We start from the raw sequence: 24,025 nt of genomic DNA, 5'->3' as shown, positions 1-24,025 counted from the left end.
CCCCTGCCAACGGCCCGTTTAAGCCCCCTCTAAGGCCGATTTTGCCCCTTTTGGCTGGGCCGTGCTATGCTTTTAGCAAGCGGTGCTCCGCACCTATCCTTTGGAGGCAACATTATGAGTAACCTGCAGCAAACCTACGACTACTCAGACAAAAGCGTCTCGGTACGTCACAATGTCCTGCGCAATACCTACTGGCTGCTGGCGCTGTCGATGATACCGACCGTGTTCGGCGCGGTGGCCGGCGTGCTGTTGAACGTGCCGGTGCCACGCGGCTTCATCGGCTTCATGGTCTTCATGGCGATCGCCTACGGCTTCATCTACGGTATCGAAAAGAACAAGAACAGCGGACTGGGCGTAGGCCTGCTGCTGGGCTTCACCTTCTTCATGGGCCTGATGCTGACGCCGCTGCTGACGCGCACCCTGGGCTTTTCCAACGGCGCATCGCTGATCATGCTGGCCTTCGGCGGCACGGCGACCGTGTTCGCCACGCTGGCCAGCATCGCCACCGTGTCCAAGCGCGACTTCTCGGCCATGGGCAAGTGGCTGTTCGCGGGCGTGATCGTCATGATCGTGGCCAGCCTGGCCAACATCTTCCTGCAGATGCCTGCGCTGCACATCGCCATCTCGGTCATCGTCATCGGCATCTTCTCCGCCTACATCCTGTACGACGTGCAGCAGATCGTCAACGGCGGCGAAACCAACTACGTCAGCGCCACGCTGTCGCTGTACCTGAACGTGTACAACATCTTCAGCAGCCTGCTGAGCCTGCTCGGCATCGCCGGCGGCGACCGCGACTAAGCGCGACTAGGCATTGAGTTAGCCGCTCCAAAGCCGGCCTCGCGCCGGCTTTTTTTATTCATGCGGCCGCAAGTGATGCCTGCCAAGGCTCAATCCGGGCCAACTCCCCTGCAAGCAAGCGCTCGGCCATTTCCACATCGTGCGCCACCTGGGCGCGCAGCCAATAACCGTTGGACAAGCCCAGATAACGGCACAGCCGCAAATCCGTGTCCGCCGTAATCGCACGGCGGCCAGAAACGATTTGGTTGATGCGCGTCGGCGAAACGCCGATGGCGGCAGCCAAGCGATAGCGTGTGATGCCCATCGGCTTGATGAACTCCTCCAGCAGCAGCTCGCCAGGCGTGACCGGTTTCAACATTGATTCTCCGTGCATGTCCCCACTCCCTTAATGGTAGTCAACGATCTCGACATCGACTGCGCCGCCCTCGCCCCATTTGAAGCAAACCCGGAACTGTTCATTGATGCGTATGCTGTATTGCCCTGCCCGTGCACCGCTCAGGGCCTCCAATCTATTGCCAGGAGGCACGCGCAAATCGTCGAGCCTGGCGGCGATCTGCAGTTGCCGCAATTTACGACGGGCTACGTCTTCAACACTAGCAAACCGCGCAACGCGCTTGCCCGATGCCAAAGCCTCGGTGTGCTTGCACTTGAAGCCGATGATCATATTATAGTCGCGCCACGATCATAGTTCATCGGGAAGTGCCGCGCACGGTGAAGCGCATGGTGGCGGCTGCGGTGGCGCTGGCGCCGACCAGGGCCAGTTCATGGGCGCCCGGCGCAGGCCGCCAGGCGTAGCCTTCGGTGGCCGGCCCAAGGATGGCGCCATCCAGCACCCAGCTCAGCCCCTGCCCCGCCTGGGCCTGGAAGAAGACGCGCTGGCGGTCGTCCGGGATGTCCGGGTCAATGGCGATGATGCTGGCGTCGACGGGATACAGGATGCGCGGGGCGCGGCGGCCGTCGGCCAGCAGCGCCACTTCGGCGCTCTCGGTGCCGGCGATGAACCATTCGGCGCGCGGCGGCTCGAACGCCGGCTGCCACCTCACCTCGCGCCGCAGCACGCCGGCCGGCGCAGCCGGGGCGCGGCTGGGTACATGCTGGTGCAGATAATCCATGACGTCGCGCCAGACCGGCGCGGCGCCGGTCACGCCTGACACGTCCCACATCGAGCCGCCGTCGAAATTGCCGACCCAGACGCCGACCGTGTAGCGTTCGCTGTAGCCGACGCACCAGTTGTCGCGCATGTCCTTGCTGGTGCCGGTCTTGACCGCCGCCCAGAACGTGGTGGCCAGCTCGTTCTTCAGCCCGAAGGTGACGCTGCGGGCCGCCCGGTCGGACAGGATGTCGCCGACAATGAAGGCGGCGCGCGCGTCCAGCACCCGCTGCCTGGTCTCGGGCGCGCGCGGCACCAGGCTGGCCGTGCCGTGCAGGCCGCCGCTGGCCAGCGTGCGGTAGGCGTTGGCCAGTTCCAACAGGCTGACGTCGGCCGAGCCGAGCGCCAGCGAATAGCCGTAGAAGTCGGCCGATTCGCCCAGGCTGTCGAAGCCCAGGCTGCGCAGGCGGCCATGGAAGCGGTCCAGTCCCACCAGCATCAGCGCGCGCACGGCTGGCACGTTGAGCGAGCTGGCCAGGCTGGTGCGGCTGCTGACGTAACCCTTGAACTCCTTGTCATAGTTCTGCGGGATGTAGAGACCGGATGCGGTGGAGATGTCGACCGGGGTATCGTCCAGCAGCGACGCGGCGGTGAGTTGCTTGCGTTCCAGCGCCAGCGCGTACAGGAAAGGCTTGAGCGTGGAGCCGGCCTGCCGCAGCGCCGCCACGCCGTCGACTTCGCTGCCGCCGGCATTGCCGACGTAGGCCAGGATCTCGCCGCTGGCGTTGTCCAGCACCACCAGCGCGCCGTCCTTCACGTTGCGTTCGCGCAGGGACATGATCTGCTGGCGCAACGCCGCCTGCGCGTAGCGCTGCAGGCCCGCGTCCAGCGTGCTGCGCACCTGCTGCGACGGCGCCTTCAGCAGCTTCTGCGCCACTTGCTGCGCGGGCGCGAGGACAGCCATGGCGGCCGAGCGGGCGAAGGCGTGGTCGGTGACAGCCTCGACGTCGCCGCAGGTGGCGCCCGCGTGCATCTCCTTCGCCAGCGCGCAAGCACGACGCGCCACCAGCTTGGGCGCGGCGGCGGGCGCGCGCAGCAGGCTGGCCAGGATCGCCGACTCGGCCACGTTCAGGCCGGACGGCGCCTTGCCGAACAGCCCGCGCGCGGCCGCGCCCACACCTTGCAGCTCGCCCCGGAAACTGACGAGGTTGAGGTAGGCTTCCAGGATCTGCGGCTTGCTCCAGGCGTCGTCGAGTTCCCTGGCAGCCTTCAGCTGATCCCACTTCTGGCCCCAGCTGCGCCCGGCGGCCGAGGGCTGCAAGTCCGGATCGAGCTGCGCGGCCAGCTGCATGGTGATGGTCGACGCGCCGCGCGGACGCCTGCGGAACAGATTGTCCCAGGCCGCCTTGCCGAGCGCCTCCAGGTCCACGCCCCCGTGCTGCATGAAGCGCTGGTCCTCGGCCTGCATGACGGCGGCGCCCAAGGCGGGAGAGATGTCGTCCAGCTTGACCCACGGCAGGCGGCGCGCGGCCAGGTCGATGCGCAGCGACTGGATCGCCACGCCGTTCCGGTCCAGCAGCACCGAGTCCGACGCGCGGTAGCTCGCCTGCACTTCGGCCAGCGTCGGCACGGCAGCGGCGGCCGACGCCGCCAGCCATGCGGCGGCAGCCGCCGCCAGCCGGAAGCGTCCAGCGCGCCATTCGTATCGCAGGGGTCTCATTTCACGTTCACGGCCGGGTTGGGAGACTCGGCGTAGGCTTCCGGGCTGTACATGGCTTCGACGCGCGTCGGCGGCAGCTGGAACTGGCCGGCATTGTTCAGGCGGACCGTGTATTCAACGCTCCATTTCCCTTTCGGGACGAACTCGTAATAGGAGCGGAACGCTTCGAAGCTGCGCTCCTGGAACGCCGGCCATACCCAGCCTTTGCTCTTTTCGCCCGCCGTCAGCAGCTGCGAGTCCTTGCCCAGGCCGGTGCCGAGCAAGGAGGCGCTGGCGGGAATGGGGTCGTCCACCACCACCCAGGTCATGTCGGCCTGCGCTTCGAGGTCGAGCCGCACGCGGTAGACATCGCCGCGCGTCCATACGCCCTTCACCGCCTGCTCAAGCGGCGTGATGGTCTTGACGATCTTGTAGCCGGACGATATCGGCGCCTTGAGGGGTATGGCGGCCAGGCTTTGCACCGTGACCCAGGGCTTGCCGCTGCCGGCGTGCTTGAGCGACAGCTCGGACGCGCCGCGCGGCCATGGCAGCAATGCGCTGCCGCTGGCCGTCCCGGCGTCCAGCTCGACGCTCTGGCTGGTGCTGCCGATGGCGGCGCTGCTGCTGCCGGCGACCGGGTCGCTCTCGAACTTGCGCGAAAATTTGTCCAGCGCCAGCACGCCCCAGGCGTTGGCCACCGTGGTGTTCCAGCGGCCCTTGCGCTGGCGGCCCAGCGCGCCGCGCGCGAGGCGGCCGATGTCGGCCTGCCAGGCCGGATTGTCGGCCATCGCCAGCAACAGTCGGTTGGCGTTGGAATCGCCGGACACCATCAGCCACCACCAGTCGTCATTGCGCTCGGTGGAGAAGCCCATCGTGGTGCCTTGCATTTTGAGGCGCGACTTCAGGACCTGTTCGGCCTGCGCGATCCGTTTCTCGCGCAGCGGCAGCTTGGGCGAGCGCTGCAGGATCAAATACCAGTCGAGCACCGCCGACGTCGGCCACAGATTGGGCTCCAGCGAAAACGATTCCAGTTCGGCCGCCGTGACGCGGTCCACGCGCGACAGCGCTTCCAGCGCGGCCAGCTTGCGCACCGCCAGGTCGGCCGTGGCCAGCGGCGAGCCGCGCGTGATGCGGCCCTGCACGAAGTTCAGCAGGGCGTCCTCCATACGCGCCTTCAACTCGGCCGGGATGGCAAAGCCCGCCTCCTGCACGGCCGACAGCACATAGGCCGTCAGACTGTCGCTGCCCCGCTCCATGATGGGGAAGTATTTCAGCAGGCCGTCGCTGTCCAGATAAGTGGGCAATTGCGCGGCCAGCTTTTGCCAGCGTTCGCGGTCGCGCAGGGCGATCGCGCGCGAGGTGTGTTGCTCGAAACAGGTATAGGGATAATCCAGCATGTAGTCGCGCACGCCGGACAATTGGCTGCCGAGGCGGGCGGCGAACAAGGCCTGCACGCCGCCGCGCCCCGGCAGCGCGTCGGCGGGCGCTTGCACCTGCATGGCCAGCGGCTTGTCGATCTGCAGCAGCGTGGCCTGGACGGTGCGCACCGGCACGGCGGCCTTCACGGTTTGCCTGATGCGCAGGCGGTCGGCCGGCGATGCGCTGGCGGCGTTGCCGGCGTCTGCCGCGTTGGCCGATCCGCCAGCGCCGCCGCCAAGCCGCAGCCCATCCTGGCCAGGCTGGCCGGCAATTCGCGCGCTGACGTCCCACGCCAGTTCCGTTGCGCCCACCGGCACTTGATAGTCCCAGCCGGCCTCCTGCGCCATGCCGGCCGCGATGGCGACTGTCTGGCGTGGCAGCTCCTTGCCGGATACTTTTGCGCCCAGCTCCACTTTCAGGTCGCCGCCGGTGGCGTTGCGCAGCGTGAAGCCGGCGCGGAACCTGTCGCCTTCGCGCACCATGGCGGGCAGGCCTGACAGCAGCATCACGTCCTGCGCGCTGCGGATCTCCGCGCGGCCGGTGCCGAACAGGCCGGCGTTGGCGCTGGCGATGGCGACAATGCGGAAGGCAGTCAGCGAGTCGTTGACCGGCACCTGCACGCTCGCCTCGCCGTTGGCGTCCAGCTTGACGCGGGCCTTCCAGAACAGCAGCGTGTCGAACAGCTCGCGTCCCCCGCCCTTGCCGCCGCCACCGCCGTGCGGCACGGCCTTGCGGCCGAAGTGGCGCTTGCCCACCACCTGCATCTGCGCGGTGGAAGTTTCCACCTGCAGGCCGCGCTGCTGCATCATCGTCTCCAGCAAATCCCAGCTCGCGTTCGGCATCAGTTCCAGCAGCCCGGCATCGACCGCCGCCAGCGCCACCTCGGCGCCGGCGGGCGCGGGCGAGCCGTCGGCGCGCGTGACTTTCACCGCCACTTGCGCATGCTCGCGCACCTTGTACACCTGGCGGTCGGTCTTCACCGCCACCTTCAGCTCGTGCGCGGCCCAGCCCACGCGCAATTGCGCCACGCCCATCTTGTAGGCAGGCTTGCCCAGGTCGACCAGCGCGGTCGGCTGCACGCCCGCCACGCGGCCACGCACCACCAGCGCGGACACGAATATGTTCGGCGCATAGTTGCCCTTGACCGGAATACTGAACACCGGCGTGCTGCCGGACAGCTGCCGCACATAGGTGTCGATGATGCCTTCGCGCTCCACCGTTACCAGCGCAGTCGCCTCGCGGAACGGCATGCGCAGCTGGAAGGTGGCGGTCTCGCCCGGCTCGTAGCGTTTGCGTTCGGGCAGCAGGTCGATGCGGTCGTCGTCGCTGGCCTTGAACCACCAGTCGTCGCCGTCGGCCACCCAGGTCTCGCGGTTGGTAACGGCCACATGCTGTTCGCCGTCCCGCGTTGTCGCGCGCAATATCACATTGCCCGATTCGGGTGCGGCCACTTCGCACAGCAGCAGTCCCTTGGCATCGGTACTGCCCGAACAGGCATGGCCCAGCGCCTTGATCTCGCTGCTGTTCTCATAGGCGTAGAAGCCGCCGATCAGGCGCCGCCGGTGCGAGTAGGTCTGGCGCTGGAAGAAGTCCACCTCGACCGGGGCGCCCGCCACCGGTTTGCCCTGCACGTCCAGCACCGCCACCTGGAATTTCAGCGCGGTCTTGCTCAGCACCCAGCTATCGGGCTTGATGCCGATCACATAATTCGATGGCCACAACGGCACGCGGGTGGACGAGGACAGCGTTTCGCCGTTCGCGTCCTGGTAGGACATCTCGGCCAGCAAGTCCTGCGGCTGCGCTATCCTGGGCAGCTTGTCCAGCACCACGCGCGCGCCGCCGGCCCGGTCCAGCGTCAGGTTTTGCGTCCTCACGGGACCCGATTCCGCATCCGCCGCGCCCTCGCCTTCCATGCCCTCCATGCCTTCGAATTCGCCTTCGTCCTCGTCGAACGCGGGCGCGCTTTGCACTTTGCCGGCCTTGACGTCCCCCATCGCGAAGGCGAAATCGTCGTAATCCTCGAAGTGCACGCCGCGCGCCATCATATTCGTGCGCAGCTTCACTTGCGCGCCCGCCGCTCCGCCGCCCGACAGATAGCTGAGCTGCACGTCCAGCGCCAGTTGCGGCGCCTGCACCACCGGCGTGGACGGCCCTTGCAGCAGCGCCTTCATGGTCGGTACGCGGAACTGTTCGACGCGGAAGGTGCCGCCGACGCGGCCTCTAAACATCACCTCGTACCAGCCCTGTTTGGCGTCCGGCGGGATGGTCCAGCTGCTCTCGGCGATGCCGCCGCCGGCCCAAACCAGCGGCAATTCGTATTTCTGCTCGCTGCCCTGGTGGGTGATGATCAGCTTATCCTTGCCCGGCTCCGCGCCGTAAGCAAAGCCGCCCGCGTTGTGGCTGCGGATGAAGTGCTTCATGTGCACCGTCTCACCGGTGCGCAGCAGCGTGCGGTCGAACACGGTGGTGGCGATGGTGTTGTCGGCCCGCAGATCGTTGGTCGGCACGTTGAAACGCCAGCTTTCTATGCCCTGGTCCCAGTTCGACAAGGTGAAGGTCATGTCGTCCCCGCTGCGGGCGCTGACAAAGTAGCCTTCGCTGTACGGGCAGCCATCATGGAACAGCTGCTGGCGGATGCTGGCCACGCCCATCGCATCGGTCTTGCCCTGCCATAGCAGTTTGCCGGTGCAGGCGCGCACCGCCACTTGCGCGTTCGGCACGGGCTGGCCCTTGTCCAGCGACGTGACCCACACCAGCGACGATTCCGCGCCGTGCTTGAAGTGCGCCACCATATTGGTCACCAGCGCCGCCGCGCTGACATGGGCCAGGCTACGCTTGCCGTTCAGCGCCAGCCCGAGCTTGGGGCTGGCCAGTTCCACCACGTAGAAGCCCGGCTTGCGCAGCGGGATGCCGATCACTTCGAAGGCTTTTTTGCCGCCCGGCTTGGGCAGGGAGAAGCGCGAAGTCCCGGGCTGCGGCCCGCCTTTCGCTTCGGTGAACACGGACTCCTTCAATCCATACAGTTCGCGCGGCACCCAGCCGTTCTTGCGGTCCTTGCCGGCGAGGCGGCGCAGCCAGTCGATGACTTGCCGGTCCTGGCCGTCGCCTTGCTGATCAGCCGTGCGCTCGCCTATGCGCAGCATCGTGCCGTCGACGCCGTCGACGCCGTCGACGCCGTCGACGCCGGCGCCACCGGCCTTGGCCATGCGCGCCGCAATGCCCGCCTCGACATTCCGCACCGTGACCGGCAGCAGCTTGTCGCCGCGCGCCTCGATGATGCCGAAGCGCGCGGGGAACTTGACGAGCGGCGGCAGTTCGCCGGTCTGCACCGCCATCGGGAAGCGTGCCTGGTTCAGCAGGCTGCGGCCCGCATCATCTTTCAGCCCGTCCGGCAACAGCAGGCGCAGTTTCGCGTCCTCGGGGAAAGGGCCCGGGATAGCGATGCCGTCCACGTATTCGTTCTTCGCTTCATCCCTGGGCAGCTGCGCCTTCCACGTCTTCCCGTCCGGGCCCGCGACGGCGATGGCGCGGGCGTCGGCGGCGCGCACCGGCGCGGTGAAGTTCACCCGCATCGGCAGGAAGGGAATGCAGGCCCCTTTGGCGGACGGGCGCTCGCAGCTGAACTTGGCGGTGAAGTCGGGGCGCGTCTTGAAGCTCAGCACCTGGTCGTGCGCGTTGGCCAGGCCGTTCGGCGCGGCGATGGCGGCGCCCCAGACCAGCGTTACTTTCGCGTCCTGCGGCAGGCTGCGCGTGCATTGCAGCACGCTGACGGGCAGCGGCTCGCCGCGCTTGCTGCGCACTTGCACCGCCGTGTGCCACACCTGGCCGCGCGCGGCGTAGTAGACGTGCAGGTGGCGGTTGATGAAGTCCTTGCGCGCGTCCAGCAGCTGGTCGCGCTCCTTGCCGGCCAGCAGCCGCACGGGGATCTTTTCGTTGATGCCCTCGGCCGTGCAGTAAGCGTGTTTGGCGACGTCCTCTTCACGCGCCGCCGCGTCGAGGTTCAGCACGAAGACCTGGTTCTCGTCGATGTAGCCGCCGCCGTCGCGCGGCATCGATGCGGCCACGGACGGGCCGCCGCTGTTGAAGCTGTAGCTGCGCTCCCCGGCCAGCGGCTTGCCCGCCACGTCGTTCAGCGCAGGTTTGAGCGTGAAACGGCAGGCCACGCCGGCAGGCAGGTCGCGCTCGAAGTCGTAGACCCAGTTCCGGCCATCGACCCAGCGGCCCTTGCCGGCCGCCGCGACAGCGTCTGCGCAATCGGCGTCGAAGGGATCGGTCAGGCGCAGGTCGCCGAAGGGCACCATCTGCGCGCTGAAGCGCGCCTTCACCTGGCGCACGCCCTTGACCGCGCCTTCGGGGGAAAAAGCCTCCACCGAAGTCTGAGCCTGCGCCTGGGCGTGCACCTGGACGTGCACCACAAGGGGCAGCAACAAACCGAAAAACATCGACACGGCACGCATAAGGTCTCCAGGGCTACACTGTCCAAGCAGTGTTGCAAAGACGCTAAGGCATGTCAACTACGCCCGCTTATATTTGCCCGACGAGATGATGCGGTCAGGCGGCGGCGCCCAGCGGGTGTGCCTCGTCCTGTCCGGCCGCCTGGGGGATCGGGCGGCCGTCGGCCAGCCTGGTGACCACGGCGCCGATGTCCAGGTCGAACACTGCCATCGATTCAACGTGCGAGGTGTGCGGGAACATGTTCACCACGCCGGCCTTGTTCAGCACATAGCCGGCCAGGTGTACCAGCACGCCGGCGTCGCGCGCCAGGGTGGACGGGCTGCACGAGACGTAGACGATGCGCTTGGGCAGCAGCTCAGGATTGGTCTTCTTCAGTTCAGCCAGCGCGTGCGCCAGCGCCAGCGCGCCATCGCGCGGCGGGTCGATCAGCATGCGGTCGAACTTGCCGAGCGCGACCAGGTCTTCGCGCGTCACCTCGAACAGGTTGCGCGTCATGAAGCTGGTCTTCGCGGCCACGCCGTTGACGACGGCGTTCGACAGCGCCCGCTCGGTCAGCGACGTGCTACCTTCGATGCCTACCACTTCACGGGCCTGCGTGGCCAGCGGCAGGGTGAAGTTGCCCAGGCCGCAGAACAGGTCGGCCACGCGGTCCTCCGGCTGCACTTCCAGCAGGCGCAGCGCCTTCGACACCAGCACGCGGTTGATGTGGTGGTTCACCTGCGTGAAGTCGACCGGCTTGAACGGCATGCGCACATTGAATTCGGGCAGCAGGTAGTACAGCTCCTTGTCCAGCGGGTAGAACGGGTGCGCGGTCTCAGGGCCTTTCGGCTGCAGCCACCACTGGATGGTGTGTTCGTCGGCGAAGGCTTTCAGCTTGCTCTCGTCGTCGGCAGTCAGCGCTTCCATATTGCGCAGCACCAGGGCGGTCAGGTCTTCGCCGATGGCCAGCTCGATCTGCGGCACCTTGTTGTAGATCGACAGGGAGCGGATCAGCGCGCGCAGCGGCATCAGCATGGCCGACACGTGCGGCGGCAGGATCTGGCAGGTCTCGATGTCGGCCACATAGATCGATTTCTTTTCGTGGAAGCCGACCAGCACCGTGTCGCCCTTTTTCGGCACGTGGCGCAGCGACAGGCGCGCGCGGTAGCGGTAGCCCCAGGTCGGGCCGTACATCGGGCGCATCATATTGCCCGACTTGACCTTGCTCAGGTGCCACAGGTTGTCTTCCAGCGTGCGCTGCTTGATGGCCACCTGGGCACTCGGCTCCAGGTGCTGCATCGAGCAGCCGCCGCAGGTGTCGAAGTGCTCGCACTTCGGCTTCACGCGCATCGACGTTTCCTTGTGGATGGCGACCAGGCGCGCCGCTTCCCAATTCTTCTTGATCTTGAACGAATGGAAGGAGACGCGCTCGCCCGGCAGCGCGCCCTCCACGAATACCACCTTGCCCGGCGAACCGTCTTCGTTTTCGATGTGGCCGACGCCGCGGGCGTCCATGTCCAGCGATTTGATGTCGATGATTTTGTCTTGCATAGCGTTCAAGATTGTTGGGGAGGCAAACAGCAAGGCCGCCTGGCACCGGGCCGGCGGCCTTTTATGAGGGCGCTATGATATCACGGAGGGTTTTACAGCAGCGAGTCCCGCACCACGCCGCGCGCCGCCATGGCGCGTTTCAGCTTGACCAGGGCCTCCTGCTGGATCTGGCGCACCCGCTCGCGCGTGACGCCCATCTCCTCGGCCAGCGTTTCCAGCGTGGCCGGATCGTCGTTGTCCAGTCCAAACCGGCGCATGATGACGATGCGCTGCTTGTCCGGCAGCTTGGTAAGCCAGTCGCGCACCAGCACCGTCATTTCGTGGTGCTCGGCGCGCGCGTCCGGCGCGTCCTCGCTGTCGCCGGGCAGCATGTCCATCAGCGACGACTGCGGATCGTTGTCCAGCGGCGCGTCGAGCGAGGTGGCGTGCTCGGACAGGGCCAGGATGTCCTGCACCTCCTCCACCGGCCGGCCCACCAGCTCGGCGATGTCCTCGGCGGTGGCGTCCTTGCCGTTGTGGTGCTGCGCTTCGAGATGGTATTTGCCGCGCAGGATCTGGTTCAGCTCGCGCACCATGTGCACCGGCAGGCGCACCGTGCGCGCCTGGTTCATGATGGCGCGCTCTATGCTCTGGCGTATCCACCAGGTGGCGTAGGTGGAGAAGCGGAAGCCGCGCTCGGGCTCGAACTTGTCGATGGCGCGCATCAGGCCGATATTGCCCTCCTCGATCATGTCGAGCAGGACCACGCCGCGGTTGATATAGTGTTTGGCGATCGACACGACCAGGCGCAGATTGTGCTCGATCATGGTCTGGCGGGCGGAGAAATCGCCCGCCTTGGCCAGGGTGGCGAAGTGCACCTCCTGCGGCGCCGTCAGCAGCGGCCGGGTGCCGATCTGGTTCAGGTAGTGCTGGGTGGTGTCGGTGGACAGTTCCGCGGCCAGCACTTTTTTCAGCTCGTCGACACTCTCGAGCACCGTGCTCACTTCCGGCGCGGCCTCGCTCTCGCCCGCCTCGCCGTCGGTGACGGCGTCCTCGAGCGGCTCGTCCGAATAATCCTCCGGTACGGCATCGTCATCCAGGCGGTCATGCGGCGAGTGTGTCATGGGTAGCTAGCGGTTAGGCAAGAACTTCGATGGATCGACCGGCCTGCCCTGCTGCCTGATTTCAAAGTGCAGCTTGACGGCGTCGGTGTCTGAATCCCCCATTTCTGCAATCATCTGGCCCTTGTTCACGCTCTGCCCTTCCTTCACCAGGATGGTGCGGTTGTGCGCGTAGGCCGACAGCAGGCTATTACTGTGCTTCACAATTACGAGATTACCATATCCGCGGATGCCGCTACCGGCATACATCACTTTTCCTGCACCGGCGGCCATCACTTGTTGTCCGGCTTTACCGGCGATGTCGATGCCTTTGTTCTTGCCTTCGTCGAAGGTGGCGATGACGCGGCCGTCGGACGGCCAGGACCAGCTCAGTTCGCGGTCCTCGGCGCTCAGCTGCGGACCTGGCGGCACGGGCGCCGGCGCGGCCGGCGGCGCGATCGCGGCGACCTGCGCCGGGCGCTCGCTGCGCGGCGGCGCGGGCTTGCCGTTGTCGGCGTCCTCGCCGCGCTGCAGTTCGGCCAGCGCGCTCTCGCTGTACGGTCTTTTCTCGCCGCGCGGGCCGGCCTTCTTCGGCACCGGCAAGGGCTTGACTTCGGTGCTGCCCGGCGGCGGCACGGCCACCGTCTGCACGCCGCCCACCGATTCCGGCGGCTGCACGCGCAGCACCTGGTCCACCTTGATGTCGTTCGGATTGGCGAGGTTGTTCCAGGTCACCAGGTCGCGGTAGTTCTGGCCATGCTCGAGGGCAATGCGGATCAGCGTGTCGCCCTTTTTGACGGTGTACAGGCCGCGTTCGTCGCGCTCTTTCTGCGCATCCTCGCTCGGCGCCGGCGGCTTGGCGGCGGGCACCGGCGTCAGCGGCGTGCGGTCGACCACGGGCGCCTGGTTGGGCACGGTGCTGCAGGCGCTCAGCAGGCCCAGGGAAATGCTCAGTAATAAAAGGGAACGCTTATTCGTCATACTCATCTTAATATTGTGATCGTCAGCCGGACCGTCAAACGGTTCCGGGGCGCAGGGGCACGAAATGGCAGTCCTCCAGCGTCTGGCTGGCCCATTCGGCCTTGCCCAGCCGGGTCACCAGCTCCAGGTGCTGGGCGCGGGCGCCGACCGGCGCCACCAGGCGACCGCCTATGGCGAGCTGCTCCAGCAGTGCGCGCGGCACTTCCATCCCGGCCGCGGCCAGGATGATGCCATCGAACGGGGCAGCCTGCGGCAGGCCTAGCATACCATCTCCGTAGTGCAGACGCAGATTCGCTAGCCGCAGAGGCCGCAAATTGGCCTTGGCCAGCTCGTGCAGCGGCTTAATGCGTTCGATCGAATACACCTCCTGCGCCAGGCAGGACAGCACCGCCGCCTGGTAGCCGCAGCCGGTGCCGATCTCCAGCACACGCTGCAGCTGGCCGCCGTTGCGCATCACCTCGATCATGCGCGCCACGATATAGGGCTGGGAAATGGTCTGGTGGTGGCCTATCGGCAGCGAGGCGTCGATATAGGCTTGCGAGGCCAGCGCCTCGTCCATGAACATGTGGCGCGGCACCGCCTCCAGCGCGCCCAGCACCACCGCGTCCTTGACGCCCTGTTTGGCCACGCGCGCCACCATGGCGCGCCGCACCGCCTCCGACACCAGGGGATTCTGGCGCGGCGCGGCGGCCGGCGCGGCCTGGGCGCGCTCCAGCGCATACGTATGGGAACGCGACGGACTGGCGGTCGGCCCCGGCCGGCCGGCCATGCCGGTCCCCGCCCCGGCGCCCGAACGGCCGCCCGCGTGCGCGGCGCCCAGCGCCGCACTGCGGGCCGCGTTCTGCGCCGCGTTCTGGGTGGCGGTCTGCGGCGTGGCGACGGGCGAGAACACCGGCTTCTGCGGTTTGTCCACCACGGACGACAGCGGCAACGGGAAGGTGCGGTTCTTGTCGCTCATGCCAGGCCCTTTGCCAGCGTTTCGAGTTGGGTGCGGTGCGTCAGGTCCACCTGCAGCGGCGTCAGCGACACCTGGCCGTGGGCGACCGCGTGGAAGTCGGTGCCTTCGCCGGCGTCCTTGCAGGCACCCGGCGGGCCGATCCAGAAGATTTCCCGGCCGCGCGGGTCCTTCGCCCTAATGACCGGCTCGGCCTGGTGGCGGCGGCCGAGGCGGGTCGCGGTCAGCGCTCCCATCTCGCCATACGTCCGGTTCGGAATGTTTACGTTGAGCAAGTACGGATGGGCCAGCAGGTCGGCATAGCGCTGCACGATGTCGCGCGCGACCTTGGCGGCGTCGTCGATGTGCTCCCAGCCGTAGGAGCCCTGCGAAAAGGCGATGGCCGGGATGCCGAACAGATAGCCCTCGGTGGCGGCGGCCACCGTACCCGAATACAAGGTGTCATCGCCCATGTTCGGACCGTTGTTGATACCCGACACCACCAGGTCCGGCTTGTAGTCGAGCATGCCGGTCAGCGCCACGTGCACGCAATCGGTCGGCGTCCCGTTAACAAAGTAGAAACCATTGGCGGCCCTCTGCACCGACAGCGGACGGTCCAGCGACAAGGAATTGGAGGCGCCGGAGCGGTTGCCCTCGGGCGCCACGACCACGATGTCGGCTATGGGCGCGAGCGCTTCCGCCAAGGCATTGATGCCGGGCGCCAGATAGCCATCGTCATTACTAATTAGGATACGCATGGCAGGAATTTTACCCGAAGCAACGGCGCGCCAGCACATGACGGCGGCCGCAGGCCCAGATAAATTTGCCTGGCGCGCAGGCGCCAGGACAGACCGGCTAACGCAGTTCGGCGCGCGTCTCCGACGCCTCCTCCGGCTGCAGCTGTTCGTGCTGCAGCAGTTCGGCGCGCTGCAGCGAATACGGCGCGTCGCAATACGGCGCCGCCGCCTGTTCGATGCCGGGCACCCGCACGCCCTCGCCCAGGCCGTCCGCCAACGGTCCGGTATCGCCGGATTGCGCTCCGGGCTGCACGCCGTGCCCGCCATGCGAGCCATCCTGCCCGCGATGGCCGCGCGGCGGGCGCTGGCCGGCCAGCCGCAAGGCGCCGGTCCGCCCCTCTTGCGGATGCGGCTCCAGCCCGTTCTGGGCTTGCCGGCCCTCCAGATCCAGCTGCGCCATCCTTGTCATGGTCTGCAACAGCGCCTCGCCCACCCGCACGGTCTCGGGGTGCTCGGCGCCGAGCAGGCGGGCGCGCACCGCCAGCACCTGCTCCTGCGCCTGGCGCGCCAGCTCCAGATCGCCGCCCAGGTACAGAATGGCGGCCCGGGCAGCCTGGCTGGCCAGCGTCTCCAGGTGCTCCTGGCCCAGCACGCGCAATTGCACCTGCAGCACTGCGTCCTGGCGGTCCAGCGCGGCTTCAAAATACCCCTGCTGCGCCAGCGCGCTGGCCTGGGCGGTGCAAGCCTCCAGCACGTCCGGATGTTCCGCGCCGAGCAGCCTGGTGCGCGTTTCGACCACGCAGCGCAGCAGGATGCGGGCCTGGTCCAATTCGCCGTCCAGCAGCAGCACGCGCGCCAGCTGGGCCTTGGCGGCGGCCGTCTCGACATGCTCCTCGCCCAGCATCTTCACGTGCAGCGCCAGGCTTTCGCGCAAGGCCAGCGTGGCGGCCGCGTGCCTGCCCTCTTCCACGTACAGCAGCCCCAGGCGGAACAGTTCGCGCGCCAGCATCATGCTGCGGGCGCCGCCGGCGTCGATCGAGCGGCGCGCATGGTCGACCGCCGCCAGCAGGGGGATCTCGCGCTGCGAGCGCCAGGGCGGATGGCCGTCGGCCAGCCAGCCCAGCAAGGCTTCATAGGCGCGCGTGACGGAAAAACGGTCGGCCACGGGCTCGCCGCGTACCGCCAGCCGTTCGCCGCGCGCCAGGCTGCGCGACTGCGGCAGCTGCACCTCGTCGAAATAGCTTTCCAGCGACAGGTCGGCCACACCGTAGGCCTCGCCAAGCGCCTGCTCGAATGTCGGCTGGTAGCCGGGCAAGCCGGTGGCAGGATCGCCCCGCCGGCACAGCGCGCGCTGCGCGCTGCATTCCATGTCGGTCCGGGTCGGCAGCGGGTAGATCAGCAGGGGACGCTGCTCGTCCTCGTGGCTGCGGCGGTAGGTGGTGGCGCGCTGCACCAGCGACTGCAAGCCTTCCAGGCTCTGCCGGTTAGCCTCGAACAGCAGCACCAGCCGCGTCGGCAGCAAGGTGGTGCAGATGCCGGAACTGTCGGTGCGGCCGCTGCGCGCATCCACCAGCACGTGGCGGAAGTGGCGCGACAGCATGGCGGAAAAACAGCGGAACAGCGCCGGGCAGGCGTGGAACAGCGCCTCCCAGTTGAACGCCGCGACGCGCTCGGCGTAGCCGGCGTCCAGCCGGCCGGCGCGCATCAGGTACAAGGGCCGGCTCTGGTCGACCCGCAGCACATAACGCTCCCAGCCGACCGCGGCCAGCACCTGCCGCGCCAGTTCGGCGTCGTGGGCGGCGTCGTGGGCAGCCGCGTGCGCAGGGTTGCGTGCAGGATCCCGGCCGGCGTCGCGCACGGCGCCGTGCGCGCTCTTTGGCGCCGCGCCGTTGTGCACCGAAGAGCGCCGGTTGCGGCGCTGCAGCTGCTCGCGGCAGGCGGTGAAAAACTCCAGCACGCCCGGCCCCTCCGCCACGGCCGGGAAGAACTGGTGCAAGCCAGGCGCCTCCAGGTCCCAGTCTATCGCCAGCACCGGCATGGTGGCCTGGCCGCGCCCGGCCAGCAAGGTGGCGGCGTTGGCCACCGCCATGCTGCGGCCGGCGCCGCCCTTATGGGAGTGGAAGGTAATCACTTCGCCGGGCGTGGCCAGCGGCGGCAGCAGATGCGGGAGTTCCATAAGTCACCTTCAACGGGGGAAATGGGGCGGAGGTGTGGCGCGCCACTCCTCCGGTATGGGGGGCAGCACAAAGCGGCTGCAGTCATGCTCGGGCGGGATGCTGTGTCTCAGGTAGTGGTAATGGGCGGCGATGCGCTGGACGATTTTTTCGATGTCCGGCAGGAAGTCGGGATTGGTTTTCAAGTCGCCGCTGGCCAGCGTGTAGCGCGAGAAGTCCACGTACATGCCGGGATCGGTGATCTGCGGCGGCAGATTGAACGGGTGGCGCGTCATGATCACCGGTATGATCAGATGGCTGGGCAGCGGATACCACAGGCGGCGTTCGTTCTCGATTTGCTGCATGGCGGCGAATTCGCGCCGGGTGTAGCCGTGCGCCTCGTATTTCGGCGTGTAGATGACGATCATGCAGACGCTCTCGCACAGCGCGGTGGCGATGCGCCGGTCCAGGTCGTCGCCACCGCCGAGCTGCTCGGTGTCGATGAACAGTTCGCTTTCCCGGTCGAAATGGGGTTCGAGGTAGCACTTGAGCGCGTCGGCCAGGTCGTTCTTGAACTTGACCATGTAGGGATGGTTACCGTGGGCGTAACTGAAGAAACAGCCGTAGCGTATGGTCGACATGGCAGCCTCCTGCTTGCTCATTGAATCAACTGTAGCGCTCTGGCCGTACCGCGCTTTGCGAATTCGCAAACTCGTGCGCAGCACAGAAAACGCCACAGCCGGCCGTAAGCAGCGTAAAATAAAACGACCGTACTATTTAATTACGGACAACCAACGGAGACAGAATGAAAGCCATCGTATGCAAAGCCTGGGGCCTGCCCGACACCCTGACCGTGGAAGAGCTGCCCGACCCGGCGGCCGCGCCCGGCCACGTGGTGCTGGACGTGAAGGCGGCGGGGGTGAACTTCCCGGACGTGCTCATCATCCAGGGCAAGTACCAGTACAAGCCGGAACTGCCTTTCACGCCGGGCAACGAGGTGGCAGGCGTGGTGCGCTCGGTGGGCGAAGGCGTCAGCGCGTACCAGGTGGGCGACCGGGTGATCGCGTTCTCCTCGAACGGCGCCTTCGCGCAGCAGCTGGCGGTGCCGGCGCAGGCGCTGATGCCTATGCCGCCCGGCATGGACTTCGACACGGCGGCGGCCATCACCCTCACCTACGGCACCTCGCACCACGCGGTGGTGGACCGCGCGGCGCTGAAGGCCGGCGAAACCATGCTGGTGCTGGGCGCGGCCGGCGGCGTGGGGTTGGCGGCGATCGAGATCGGCAAGGCGCTGGGCGCGCGCGTGATCGCGGCCGCCTCCACCGACGAAAAGCTGGAAGTGTGCAAGGCGCACGGCGCCGACGCGCTGATCAACTACAGCAAGGAAGACTTGCGCGAGGCGATCAAGGCGGCCACCGGCGGCAAGGGTCCGGACGTGGTGTACGACCCTGTGGGCGGCGACTACGCCGAAGCGGCGTTCCGCTCGATCGCCTGGCGCGGGCGCTACCTGGTGGTCGGTTTCGCCAACGGCGAAATCCCGAAGCTGCCGCTGAATCTGGCGCTGCTGAAAGGCGCGTCGCTGGTGGGCGTGTTCTGGGGCGAATACGCCAAGCGCGAGCCGAAAGCTAACCTGGCGGGCATGCAGCAATTGCTGGGCTGGATGGCCGAGGGCAAGATCAAGCCCCACATCTCGGCGCGCTACGCGCTGGCCGATACGGCCAAGGCCTTGAACGACATGGCCGCGCGCAAGGTAACCGGCAAAGTGGTGATACTGCCAAACGCGTAATCACTGCGAAGCGTCAAGAACCGGGGTCGCCTCAGGCGAGCCTTGGCGAACGGCTAACACGGCCCCGGGGTTCGCAAGTGCGATCGCAAGCAAGGTGCGAGCCGCGCCGCTCGGCTGCTTGCGCCCCTGTTCCCAGCCCTGCAGAGTTCGAATTGATACGCCCAACAGTGCCGCAAACTGAGACTGCGATAGCCCGGTCTTCTTGCGCGCCTCAAGCGGCTTATTCTGCAGGGCCATCCGGCGGAGAGTCAGGCGGCGGCACGCCCTTGAAGAAGTCGATCACCACCGACGCCTCGCGCGTGCGCTTGAACGGCGGCAGGCTTTGCCAGACGCGGCGCCCGTAGGGCTTGGTGATCACGCGCGGGTCGCACAGCATCAGCACGCCGCGGTCGCCCTCGTCGCGGATCAAGCGGCCGGCGCCCTGCTTCAGGTTGATGATGGCTTCCGGCAGCGTGTGGTTCATGAAGCCGTTCAGGCCCTGCTTTTCCATCACTTCGATGCGCGCCGCCAGCACCGGGTCGTCCGGCGGGGCGAACGGCATCTTGTCGATGATGACCAGCGACAGCGCCTCGCCGCGCACGTCCACCCCCTCCCAGAAACTCTGGCTGCCGATCAGCACGCCGTTGCCGGACTTGCGGAACTGGTCCAGCAGCTCGGTGCGCCCCTTGTCGCCCTGCACGAACAGCGGATACGGCAGGCCGCGCTGCTCGAATTCGTCGCGCAGGCGCTCGGCGGCCCGCTTGACGGCGCGCAAGGTGGTGCACAGCAGGAAGGCGCGCCCGCCGGACGCTTCGATGATGGGCAGCGCCGCGTCGAGCACGGCGTCGGTGTAGCCCATGGCGTTCGGGTCCGGCAAGCCTTGCGGCACGTACAGGATGCCCTGCTGCTCGTAATTGAACGGGCTGGGCCAGGTGCGCGCCGGTTCGCCGGTCAGGCCCATCTGTTCGGCGAAGTGCTTGAAGTCGTTCTTCACCGCCAGGGTGGCCGAGGTGAAGATCCAGCTGCGCGGCACGCCTTCGCGCTGGCCGTTGAAAATGGGCGCGATGGACAGCGGCGTCTTGTGCAGCTGCAGCGAGCTGGTGTAGGCCTCGACCCAGTACACGGCCTCCTCGCCCTTGCCCACCTTGGCTTTCGGGTCGAACTTCCAGTCCTTCAGCGCCTGCGCCAGCTCCAGCCCGCGCGTGCGGCACTGCTCCAGCGTTTCGGCGCGCGCGGCCTGGGTCTCCAGCACGGCCAGCATGCCGTCCAGTTCGTCCTTGAGCTTTTCCAGCGCCGGGAAGAACTCGCTCGACGGCGCGATCTGCGGCAGCGACAGGCGCACGATGTCCTGCGGGAAGGTCAGGCGCAGGTCGCGCGCGGCCTTCTCCACCACGGTGACCACCTTGCCCCACTCGGCGCCGTCGCGCGCGTGCGACAGGCCTTCAGCCAGCACATCGCGGCACAATTCGAGCACCTGCGAGGTGGAGAAGGTGTCGCCGAAGAACAGGGTCGCGGTGTCGGGCAGCTGGTGCGCCTCGTCGAAGATGATGGTGTTGGCGGACGGCAGCAGCTCGGCCACGCCGGTGTCCTTCAAGGCCACGTCGGCGAAGAACAGGTGGTGGTTGACCACCACCACGTCGGCCTGCTGGGCCTCCTTGCGCGCCTTCATCACGAAGCAGTCCTGGTAGTACTGGCACTCGGCGCCCATGCAGTTGTCGCGGGTCGAGGTGACCAGGTTCCAGATGGTGGCGTTCTCCGGCACCCGGGCCAGCTCGGCCTTGTCGCCGGAGGTGGTCATCTTCAGGAAGCGCGAAATTTCGCGCAGGTAGCCGATGTCCTCGCGCGACGTCATGCGGCCGTTCTGCAGCGTGCGCTCCAGATGGTAGTGGCACAGGTAGTTGCCGCGCCCCTTGAGCAAGGCCACCGAGACCGGCGCCTGCAAGGCCGCGCGCACGGTCGGGATGTCGCGCAGGAAGAGCTGGTCCTGCAGGTTCTTGGTGCCGGTCGAGACGATGGTCTTGCCGCCCCACAGCAGCGCCGGGACCAGGTAGGCGAAGGTCTTGCCCGTGCCGGTGCCGGCCTCGGCCATCAGCGTGCTGCGGTCGTCGATGGCCGCCGCGATGGCTTTGGCCATCTCGGTTTGTGCGCGGCGCGGGCGGAAGCTGTCCACGGCCGGGCTGAGCGGCCCGCCGGGACCGAACAGGCGGTCGATCTCGGCGTCGTGCTTGCCGGGCTCGGGGAGTGGTGCGCCGCTGTCCGCTAAAGCGTCAGGCGTAAGTCGGGGAGTGGTCAAAATAGGCTAAGATGGGGCTGCTGCGCGCTGTTCAGCGCAGTTCAGGCCGGTACGTCGGGCACCAGTTGCATTTTGAGCAAGGTGATGTAGTCTTTCAGTTGCAGTTTGCGCTTCTTCAGGCGGCGCAGCTGGAGCTGGTCGTGATGTCCGTCCAGGGTCAGCATGTCGATCACTGCGTCCAGGTCGCGGTGCTCGACGTCGAGCTCAACAATGCGGCGTTTGATATCTTCTACGTCTGTCATAGGGTCTCGGTTTCTGTTAATTCGCCAACAGTTTCGCCTGGTCAACAACCCTACGCTTGCAACAAAACTGCTTACCGGTGCATAGTTTAACTCAGTGAACAGATGCAGGCTAGCATGGACCTATGAGCGTTTATAAAATAGAAGCAGGCACCGCCCAGCATTTGGGCAACCGCCCCCAACAGAATGACCGCGCCGCGCTGTACACGGCGGCGAAAGCGCCCGGCTACGTGATGGCCGTGCTGGCCGACGGCATGGGCAGCGGCAGCGCCGCGCCGGAACAGGTGCTGCACACCAGCAAGCAGCTGTTCGACGATTACCGCGCCGGCGAGACCGCCAGCCTGGCGCGCCTGCAGGAGCTGCTGCGCGGCATCGCGCAGGAAACCCACGACGTGCTGGCCATGAATCCGCTGGGCGCCAGCGGCGAGCCGCAAAGCACGCTGGTGCTGCTGGTGCTGACGCCGCAGGGCCAGGCCGTGTGGGCTTGCGTGGGCGATTCCCGTTTGTATCGTTTTGCCAACACGCAATGCGCGGCGCGCAGCGGCGATGCCGACTACGTGGAACACCTGGTGAATGTGGACAAGCTGCCGCCGGAGGCGGCGAAAAAGCACCGCAGTTCGCGGCTGCTGGCCAATGTGCTGGGCAACCGGCTGAAGGCGCCCTTCGTCACCGTCGGCGTGCACCAGGGATTGCAGCCGGGCGACGCCTTCCTGCTGTGCTCGGACGGGCTGTGGCAGTATTTCACCGACACCGAACTGGCCAACGCGCTGGCGCGCGGCACGCCGAGGCAGGCGTCGGAAATGCTGATCAACAAGGCCATCGAACGCGCCAAGGGCCAGGGCGACAACTGCAGCATGGCCATCATCAAGCTGGTCGCGCCGCCGAAGGAAGTGCCGACCTACACGGTGCAGAAGATGGGCAAGGCGGTGTAGAGCGCCCTACCTGGCCTTGGCGGCCGCATCGGCCGCGTCCTTGGCTGCCTTGGCGGCGGCGTCGGCCTGCTGCTTGCGCAGCTTTTCCTCTTTCGCGGCCTTCTTCGCCGCGACGTCGGCCTGGCGCTTCTCCGACTCGGCCTTCTTCTTCTCGAACGCGGCCACGTTCTCGGCGCGCTGCGGCGCGGCCGCCGCTTCCTGCGCCTGCTGCGCCTGCACTTTGGCGTCGTGCGCGGCCTGGCGCTGCGCCTGCGTCATTCCGGCCTTGGGGGCGGGCTTGCCGGCTTCCCGCGCCACATGCGGCGGCGTCGCGGCGGCGCTTTCCACGCGGCGCGCCAGCTCCTCCTCGTCCTTCTTCATGCGCTCGGCCAGTTCGCGGTCGCGCTGGTCGACAGTGAACTTGCGCTTGAAGTAATTGGCTTCCACTTCGATGGCGCGCAGGCCGATCAGCGCCACGCGGCGCCTTTCCTTGGCCTCGTCAAGGCAGTGGTTGACGAAGAACTTGGTGTAGCAGACCTGCTCGCTGGCGCTGTACTCGGCCTCCACGGCGGCGCGGTTCTTCGCCACCTCGGCCAGGCGCGCATCGGCCTGTTCGATCGAGTGCGATTGCGGGACGGCCGGCGCGCCGACCGGCGCCTGCCCGAATTGCAGGGCCTGCGCCGGGATCGCCGCCGCGGCCATTACCAGTACCAGCGCCAGCACCGGGCCCGGATTGAAAAGCTTTGCCATGTTGCTCCTGTTGTTCACGCCAGCGCTTCGGCAGCGCCGCGCTGTTCCTTGTCCATGTACTCGCGCGACTGCATCTCCACAATGCGCGACACGGTACGGTGAAATTCGTTGGCCAGCATGCCGCTGGTGTACAGCTCCTCCGGCTCGACTTCGGCCGACATGATGAGCTTGACCTTCTGGTCGTAGAACACGTCGATCAGCCAGGTGAAGCGGCGCGCCTCGGAAGACTGGCCGGCCGACATCATCGGTATGCCGGACAATATCACGGTATGGAACTGGCTGGCGATCTCCAGGTAGTCGTTCTGCGAACGCGGGCCGCCGCACAGGGTGGCGAAATCGAACCAGATGATGGTGCCGGCGCGGCGCAGCGCCCGGATCTGGCGGCTCTCGATGGTCACGTGCGGGTCGTCGTCGGCGGTCTCGGCGATGCGGGAATAGGCTGCGCGCAGGGCCTCGTCGGTGGCCGCGCCCAGCGGCGTGTAGTAGGAATCGACCTGCTCGAGCGCCCGGCCGCGGTAGTCCACGCCTGCGTCCACGTTCATCACGTCCATCTTCGCCTTCAGCAGCGCGATGGTGGGCAGGATGCGGTCGCGGTGCAGGCCGTCCGGGTACAGCAGCTCCGGGTCGTAGTTGGAGGTCATGATGAAGGACACGCCGTTGTCGAACAGCGCCGACAGCAGGTTGTACATGATCATGGCGTCGGCCACGTCGGAGATGTGGAATTCGTCGAAACAGATCAGGCGGTATTTGCGGGCCACGCGGCGCGCGACCTCTTCGAGCGGATTGGCCACGCCACGCAGCTCGTCGAGCTGGCGGTGGATGTCGCGCATGAATTCGTGGAAGTGCACGCGCGTCTTGCGCACCAGCGGCACCACCGAATAGAAGCTGTCCATCAGGAAGGACTTGCCGCGCCCAACGCCGCCCCACATGTACACGCCGCGCGGCACGTCTGGACGGTTGATGAAGCGCTTGAAGCCGTTCGAGCGCTGGGACTTGTAGTCCACCCACTCGTCGAAGCACAGCTGCAGACGGTCGACGGCGCGCTGCTGGGCGGCGTCGGCCTTGAAATCGCGCTGCGTGAGCGCGTGCTCGTAGAATTCTTGGACGTTCATGGGAGATGCCGGTTACGTTTGGCGGGTTACGCGCTCTGCGCTAACCCGCCCTACGGTCCGCATCTCGGAGGAGGTAGGGC

At 67.0% G+C, this 24,025-nt stretch carries 19 protein-coding genes; 3 read left to right on the top strand and 16 right to left on the bottom strand.

Going from position 1 to position 24,025, the window contains the following annotated elements; translation table 11 throughout:
• The first annotated feature begins 114 nt into the window (after positions 1 to 114).
• Positions 115 to 798: a Bax inhibitor-1/YccA family protein gene (locus ACSQ8Y_RS02385; RefSeq protein WP_436264866.1), complete on the top strand. Its 684-nt coding sequence runs from the start codon at positions 115 to 117 to the stop codon at positions 796 to 798.
• Between the two features lie 58 nt (positions 799 to 856).
• On the opposite strand, the gene ACSQ8Y_RS02380 is transcribed toward ACSQ8Y_RS02385, so the two are convergent.
• From ACSQ8Y_RS02380 to ACSQ8Y_RS02330, 11 genes are all read right to left on the bottom strand, one after another.
• Positions 857 to 1,156: a HigA family addiction module antitoxin gene (locus tag ACSQ8Y_RS02380; protein WP_436264865.1), complete on the bottom strand. Its 300-nt coding sequence runs from the start codon at positions 1,154 to 1,156 to the stop codon at positions 857 to 859.
• Positions 1,157 to 1,183: 27 nt separating this feature from the next.
• The gene (locus tag ACSQ8Y_RS02375; protein WP_436264864.1) at positions 1,184 to 1,462 is read right to left on the bottom strand and encodes a type II toxin-antitoxin system RelE/ParE family toxin; all 279 of its coding nucleotides are present in this window, start codon (positions 1,460 to 1,462) and stop codon (positions 1,184 to 1,186) included.
• Positions 1,463 to 1,487: 25 nt separating this feature from the next.
• Positions 1,488 to 3,608, bottom strand: coding sequence for a penicillin-binding protein 1C (pbpC, locus tag ACSQ8Y_RS02370; protein WP_436264863.1), 2,121 nt, complete (start codon positions 3,606 to 3,608; stop codon positions 1,488 to 1,490).
• A complete protein-coding gene (locus ACSQ8Y_RS02365) occupies positions 3,605 to 9,463 on the bottom strand; it encodes an alpha-2-macroglobulin family protein (protein WP_436264862.1) in 5,859 nt (1,952 codons plus the stop codon). Before ACSQ8Y_RS02365 ends, pbpC begins: the two co-directional genes overlap by 4 nt.
• Positions 9,464 to 9,557: 94 nt before the next feature.
• Positions 9,558 to 10,991: a 23S rRNA (uracil(1939)-C(5))-methyltransferase RlmD gene (rlmD, locus tag ACSQ8Y_RS02360; protein WP_436264861.1), complete on the bottom strand. Its 1,434-nt coding sequence runs from the start codon at positions 10,989 to 10,991 to the stop codon at positions 9,558 to 9,560.
• Between the two features lie 92 nt (positions 10,992 to 11,083).
• The gene (gene rpoS, locus ACSQ8Y_RS02355) at positions 11,084 to 12,094 is read right to left on the bottom strand and encodes an RNA polymerase sigma factor RpoS (protein WP_436264860.1); all 1,011 of its coding nucleotides are present in this window, start codon (positions 12,092 to 12,094) and stop codon (positions 11,084 to 11,086) included.
• A 6-nt stretch (positions 12,095 to 12,100) separates the two neighbouring features.
• The gene (locus ACSQ8Y_RS02350; protein WP_436269732.1) at positions 12,101 to 13,051 is read right to left on the bottom strand and encodes a peptidoglycan DD-metalloendopeptidase family protein; all 951 of its coding nucleotides are present in this window, start codon (positions 13,049 to 13,051) and stop codon (positions 12,101 to 12,103) included.
• A gap of 34 nt (positions 13,052 to 13,085) precedes the next feature.
• The gene (locus tag ACSQ8Y_RS02345; RefSeq protein ID WP_436264859.1) at positions 13,086 to 14,009 is read right to left on the bottom strand and encodes a protein-L-isoaspartate(D-aspartate) O-methyltransferase; all 924 of its coding nucleotides are present in this window, start codon (positions 14,007 to 14,009) and stop codon (positions 13,086 to 13,088) included.
• A complete protein-coding gene (surE, locus tag ACSQ8Y_RS02340; RefSeq protein ID WP_436264858.1) occupies positions 14,006 to 14,743 on the bottom strand; it encodes a 5'/3'-nucleotidase SurE in 738 nt (245 codons plus the stop codon). Before surE ends, ACSQ8Y_RS02345 begins: the two co-directional genes overlap by 4 nt.
• 97 nt (positions 14,744 to 14,840) lie before the next feature.
• Positions 14,841 to 16,898, bottom strand: coding sequence for a KGGVGR-motif variant AAA ATPase (locus tag ACSQ8Y_RS02335; RefSeq protein WP_436264857.1), 2,058 nt, complete (start codon positions 16,896 to 16,898; stop codon positions 14,841 to 14,843).
• Positions 16,899 to 16,907: 9 nt separating this feature from the next.
• Entirely contained in the window at positions 16,908 to 17,516 is a 609-nt protein-coding gene (locus tag ACSQ8Y_RS02330; protein ID WP_436264856.1) for a toll/interleukin-1 receptor domain-containing protein, read from the bottom strand.
• A 164-nt stretch (positions 17,517 to 17,680) separates the two neighbouring features.
• Here ACSQ8Y_RS02330 and ACSQ8Y_RS02325 point away from each other — a divergent pair, with 164 nt between their 5' ends.
• On the top strand, positions 17,681 to 18,661 hold the full coding sequence (locus ACSQ8Y_RS02325) for an NADPH:quinone oxidoreductase family protein (RefSeq protein WP_436264855.1): 981 nt from the start codon (positions 17,681 to 17,683) through the stop codon (positions 18,659 to 18,661).
• Here ACSQ8Y_RS02325 and ACSQ8Y_RS02320 read toward each other — a convergent pair whose 3' ends face one another.
• The 3 genes from ACSQ8Y_RS02320 to ACSQ8Y_RS02310 are packed head-to-tail and all read right to left on the bottom strand — an operon-like array spanning position 18,662 to position 21,175.
• Positions 18,662 to 18,898 carry a helix-turn-helix domain-containing protein gene (locus ACSQ8Y_RS02320; protein ID WP_436264854.1) on the bottom strand — a complete coding sequence of 79 codons (237 nt, stop codon included), beginning with the start codon at positions 18,896 to 18,898 and terminating at the stop codon, positions 18,662 to 18,664.
• A complete protein-coding gene (locus ACSQ8Y_RS02315) occupies positions 18,882 to 20,933 on the bottom strand; it encodes an ATP-dependent DNA helicase (protein WP_436264853.1) in 2,052 nt (683 codons plus the stop codon). Before ACSQ8Y_RS02315 ends, ACSQ8Y_RS02320 begins: the two co-directional genes overlap by 17 nt.
• A 41-nt stretch (positions 20,934 to 20,974) precedes the next feature.
• Positions 20,975 to 21,175 (bottom strand): YdcH family protein, encoded by a 201-nt coding sequence (locus tag ACSQ8Y_RS02310; RefSeq protein ID WP_436264852.1) that lies wholly within the window; start codon positions 21,173 to 21,175, stop codon positions 20,975 to 20,977.
• A 122-nt stretch (positions 21,176 to 21,297) separates the two neighbouring features.
• Between ACSQ8Y_RS02310 and ACSQ8Y_RS02305 the strand changes: the two genes are divergently transcribed.
• The gene (locus ACSQ8Y_RS02305; protein WP_436264851.1) at positions 21,298 to 22,104 is read left to right on the top strand and encodes a PP2C family protein-serine/threonine phosphatase; all 807 of its coding nucleotides are present in this window, start codon (positions 21,298 to 21,300) and stop codon (positions 22,102 to 22,104) included.
• A 6-nt stretch (positions 22,105 to 22,110) separates the two neighbouring features.
• Here ACSQ8Y_RS02305 and ACSQ8Y_RS02300 read toward each other — a convergent pair whose 3' ends face one another.
• Positions 22,111 to 22,833, bottom strand: a complete 723-nt coding sequence (locus ACSQ8Y_RS02300) for a hypothetical protein (RefSeq protein ID WP_436264850.1) — start codon at positions 22,831 to 22,833, stop codon at positions 22,111 to 22,113.
• 14 nt (positions 22,834 to 22,847) lie between these two features.
• Positions 22,848 to 23,945 carry a cell division protein ZapE gene (gene zapE, locus ACSQ8Y_RS02295; protein WP_436264849.1) on the bottom strand — a complete coding sequence of 366 codons (1,098 nt, stop codon included), beginning with the start codon at positions 23,943 to 23,945 and terminating at the stop codon, positions 22,848 to 22,850.
• Between the last annotated feature and the right edge of the window lie 80 nt (positions 23,946 to 24,025).

This window comes from Pseudoduganella sp. LjRoot289, assembly GCF_964252925.1.
Lineage (GTDB): Bacteria > Pseudomonadota > Gammaproteobacteria > Burkholderiales > Burkholderiaceae_D > Rugamonas.
The sequence above is the reverse complement of the archived record's forward strand: the minus strand, read 5'-3'. Positions and strand labels throughout refer to the sequence as shown.

What these genes read in the sequence shown, in the direction of transcription:
- ACSQ8Y_RS02335 (WP_436264857.1), bottom strand. Translation starts at nt 16,898, where the DNA reads ATGGAACTCCCGCATCTGCTGCCGCCGCTGGCCACGCCCGGCGAAGTG.
- ACSQ8Y_RS02385 (WP_436264866.1), top strand. Translation starts at nt 115, where the DNA reads ATGAGTAACCTGCAGCAAACCTACGACTACTCAGACAAAAGCGTCTCG.
- ACSQ8Y_RS02345 (WP_436264859.1), bottom strand. Translation starts at nt 14,009, where the DNA reads ATGAGCGACAAGAACCGCACCTTCCCGTTGCCGCTGTCGTCCGTGGTG.
- zapE (WP_436264849.1), bottom strand. Translation starts at nt 23,945, where the DNA reads ATGAACGTCCAAGAATTCTACGAGCACGCGCTCACGCAGCGCGATTTC.
- ACSQ8Y_RS02380 (WP_436264865.1), bottom strand. Translation starts at nt 1,156, where the DNA reads ATGTTGAAACCGGTCACGCCTGGCGAGCTGCTGCTGGAGGAGTTCATC.
- ACSQ8Y_RS02305 (WP_436264851.1), top strand. Translation starts at nt 21,298, where the DNA reads ATGAGCGTTTATAAAATAGAAGCAGGCACCGCCCAGCATTTGGGCAAC.
- rpoS (WP_436264860.1), bottom strand. Translation starts at nt 12,094, where the DNA reads ATGACACACTCGCCGCATGACCGCCTGGATGACGATGCCGTACCGGAG.
- ACSQ8Y_RS02350 (WP_436269732.1), bottom strand. Translation starts at nt 13,051, where the DNA reads ATGACGAATAAGCGTTCCCTTTTATTACTGAGCATTTCCCTGGGCCTG.
- pbpC (WP_436264863.1), bottom strand. Translation starts at nt 3,608, where the DNA reads ATGAGACCCCTGCGATACGAATGGCGCGCTGGACGCTTCCGGCTGGCG.
- ACSQ8Y_RS02310 (WP_436264852.1), bottom strand. Translation starts at nt 21,175, where the DNA reads ATGACAGACGTAGAAGATATCAAACGCCGCATTGTTGAGCTCGACGTC.
- surE (WP_436264858.1), bottom strand. Translation starts at nt 14,743, where the DNA reads ATGCGTATCCTAATTAGTAATGACGATGGCTATCTGGCGCCCGGCATC.
- ACSQ8Y_RS02325 (WP_436264855.1), top strand. Translation starts at nt 17,681, where the DNA reads ATGAAAGCCATCGTATGCAAAGCCTGGGGCCTGCCCGACACCCTGACC.
- ACSQ8Y_RS02375 (WP_436264864.1), bottom strand. Translation starts at nt 1,462, where the DNA reads ATGATCATCGGCTTCAAGTGCAAGCACACCGAGGCTTTGGCATCGGGC.
- ACSQ8Y_RS02330 (WP_436264856.1), bottom strand. Translation starts at nt 17,516, where the DNA reads ATGTCGACCATACGCTACGGCTGTTTCTTCAGTTACGCCCACGGTAAC.
- ACSQ8Y_RS02300 (WP_436264850.1), bottom strand. Translation starts at nt 22,833, where the DNA reads ATGGCAAAGCTTTTCAATCCGGGCCCGGTGCTGGCGCTGGTACTGGTA.
- ACSQ8Y_RS02365 (WP_436264862.1), bottom strand. Translation starts at nt 9,463, where the DNA reads ATGCGTGCCGTGTCGATGTTTTTCGGTTTGTTGCTGCCCCTTGTGGTG.
- rlmD (WP_436264861.1), bottom strand. Translation starts at nt 10,991, where the DNA reads ATGCAAGACAAAATCATCGACATCAAATCGCTGGACATGGACGCCCGC.
- ACSQ8Y_RS02320 (WP_436264854.1), bottom strand. Translation starts at nt 18,898, where the DNA reads ATGGCCCTGCAGAATAAGCCGCTTGAGGCGCGCAAGAAGACCGGGCTA.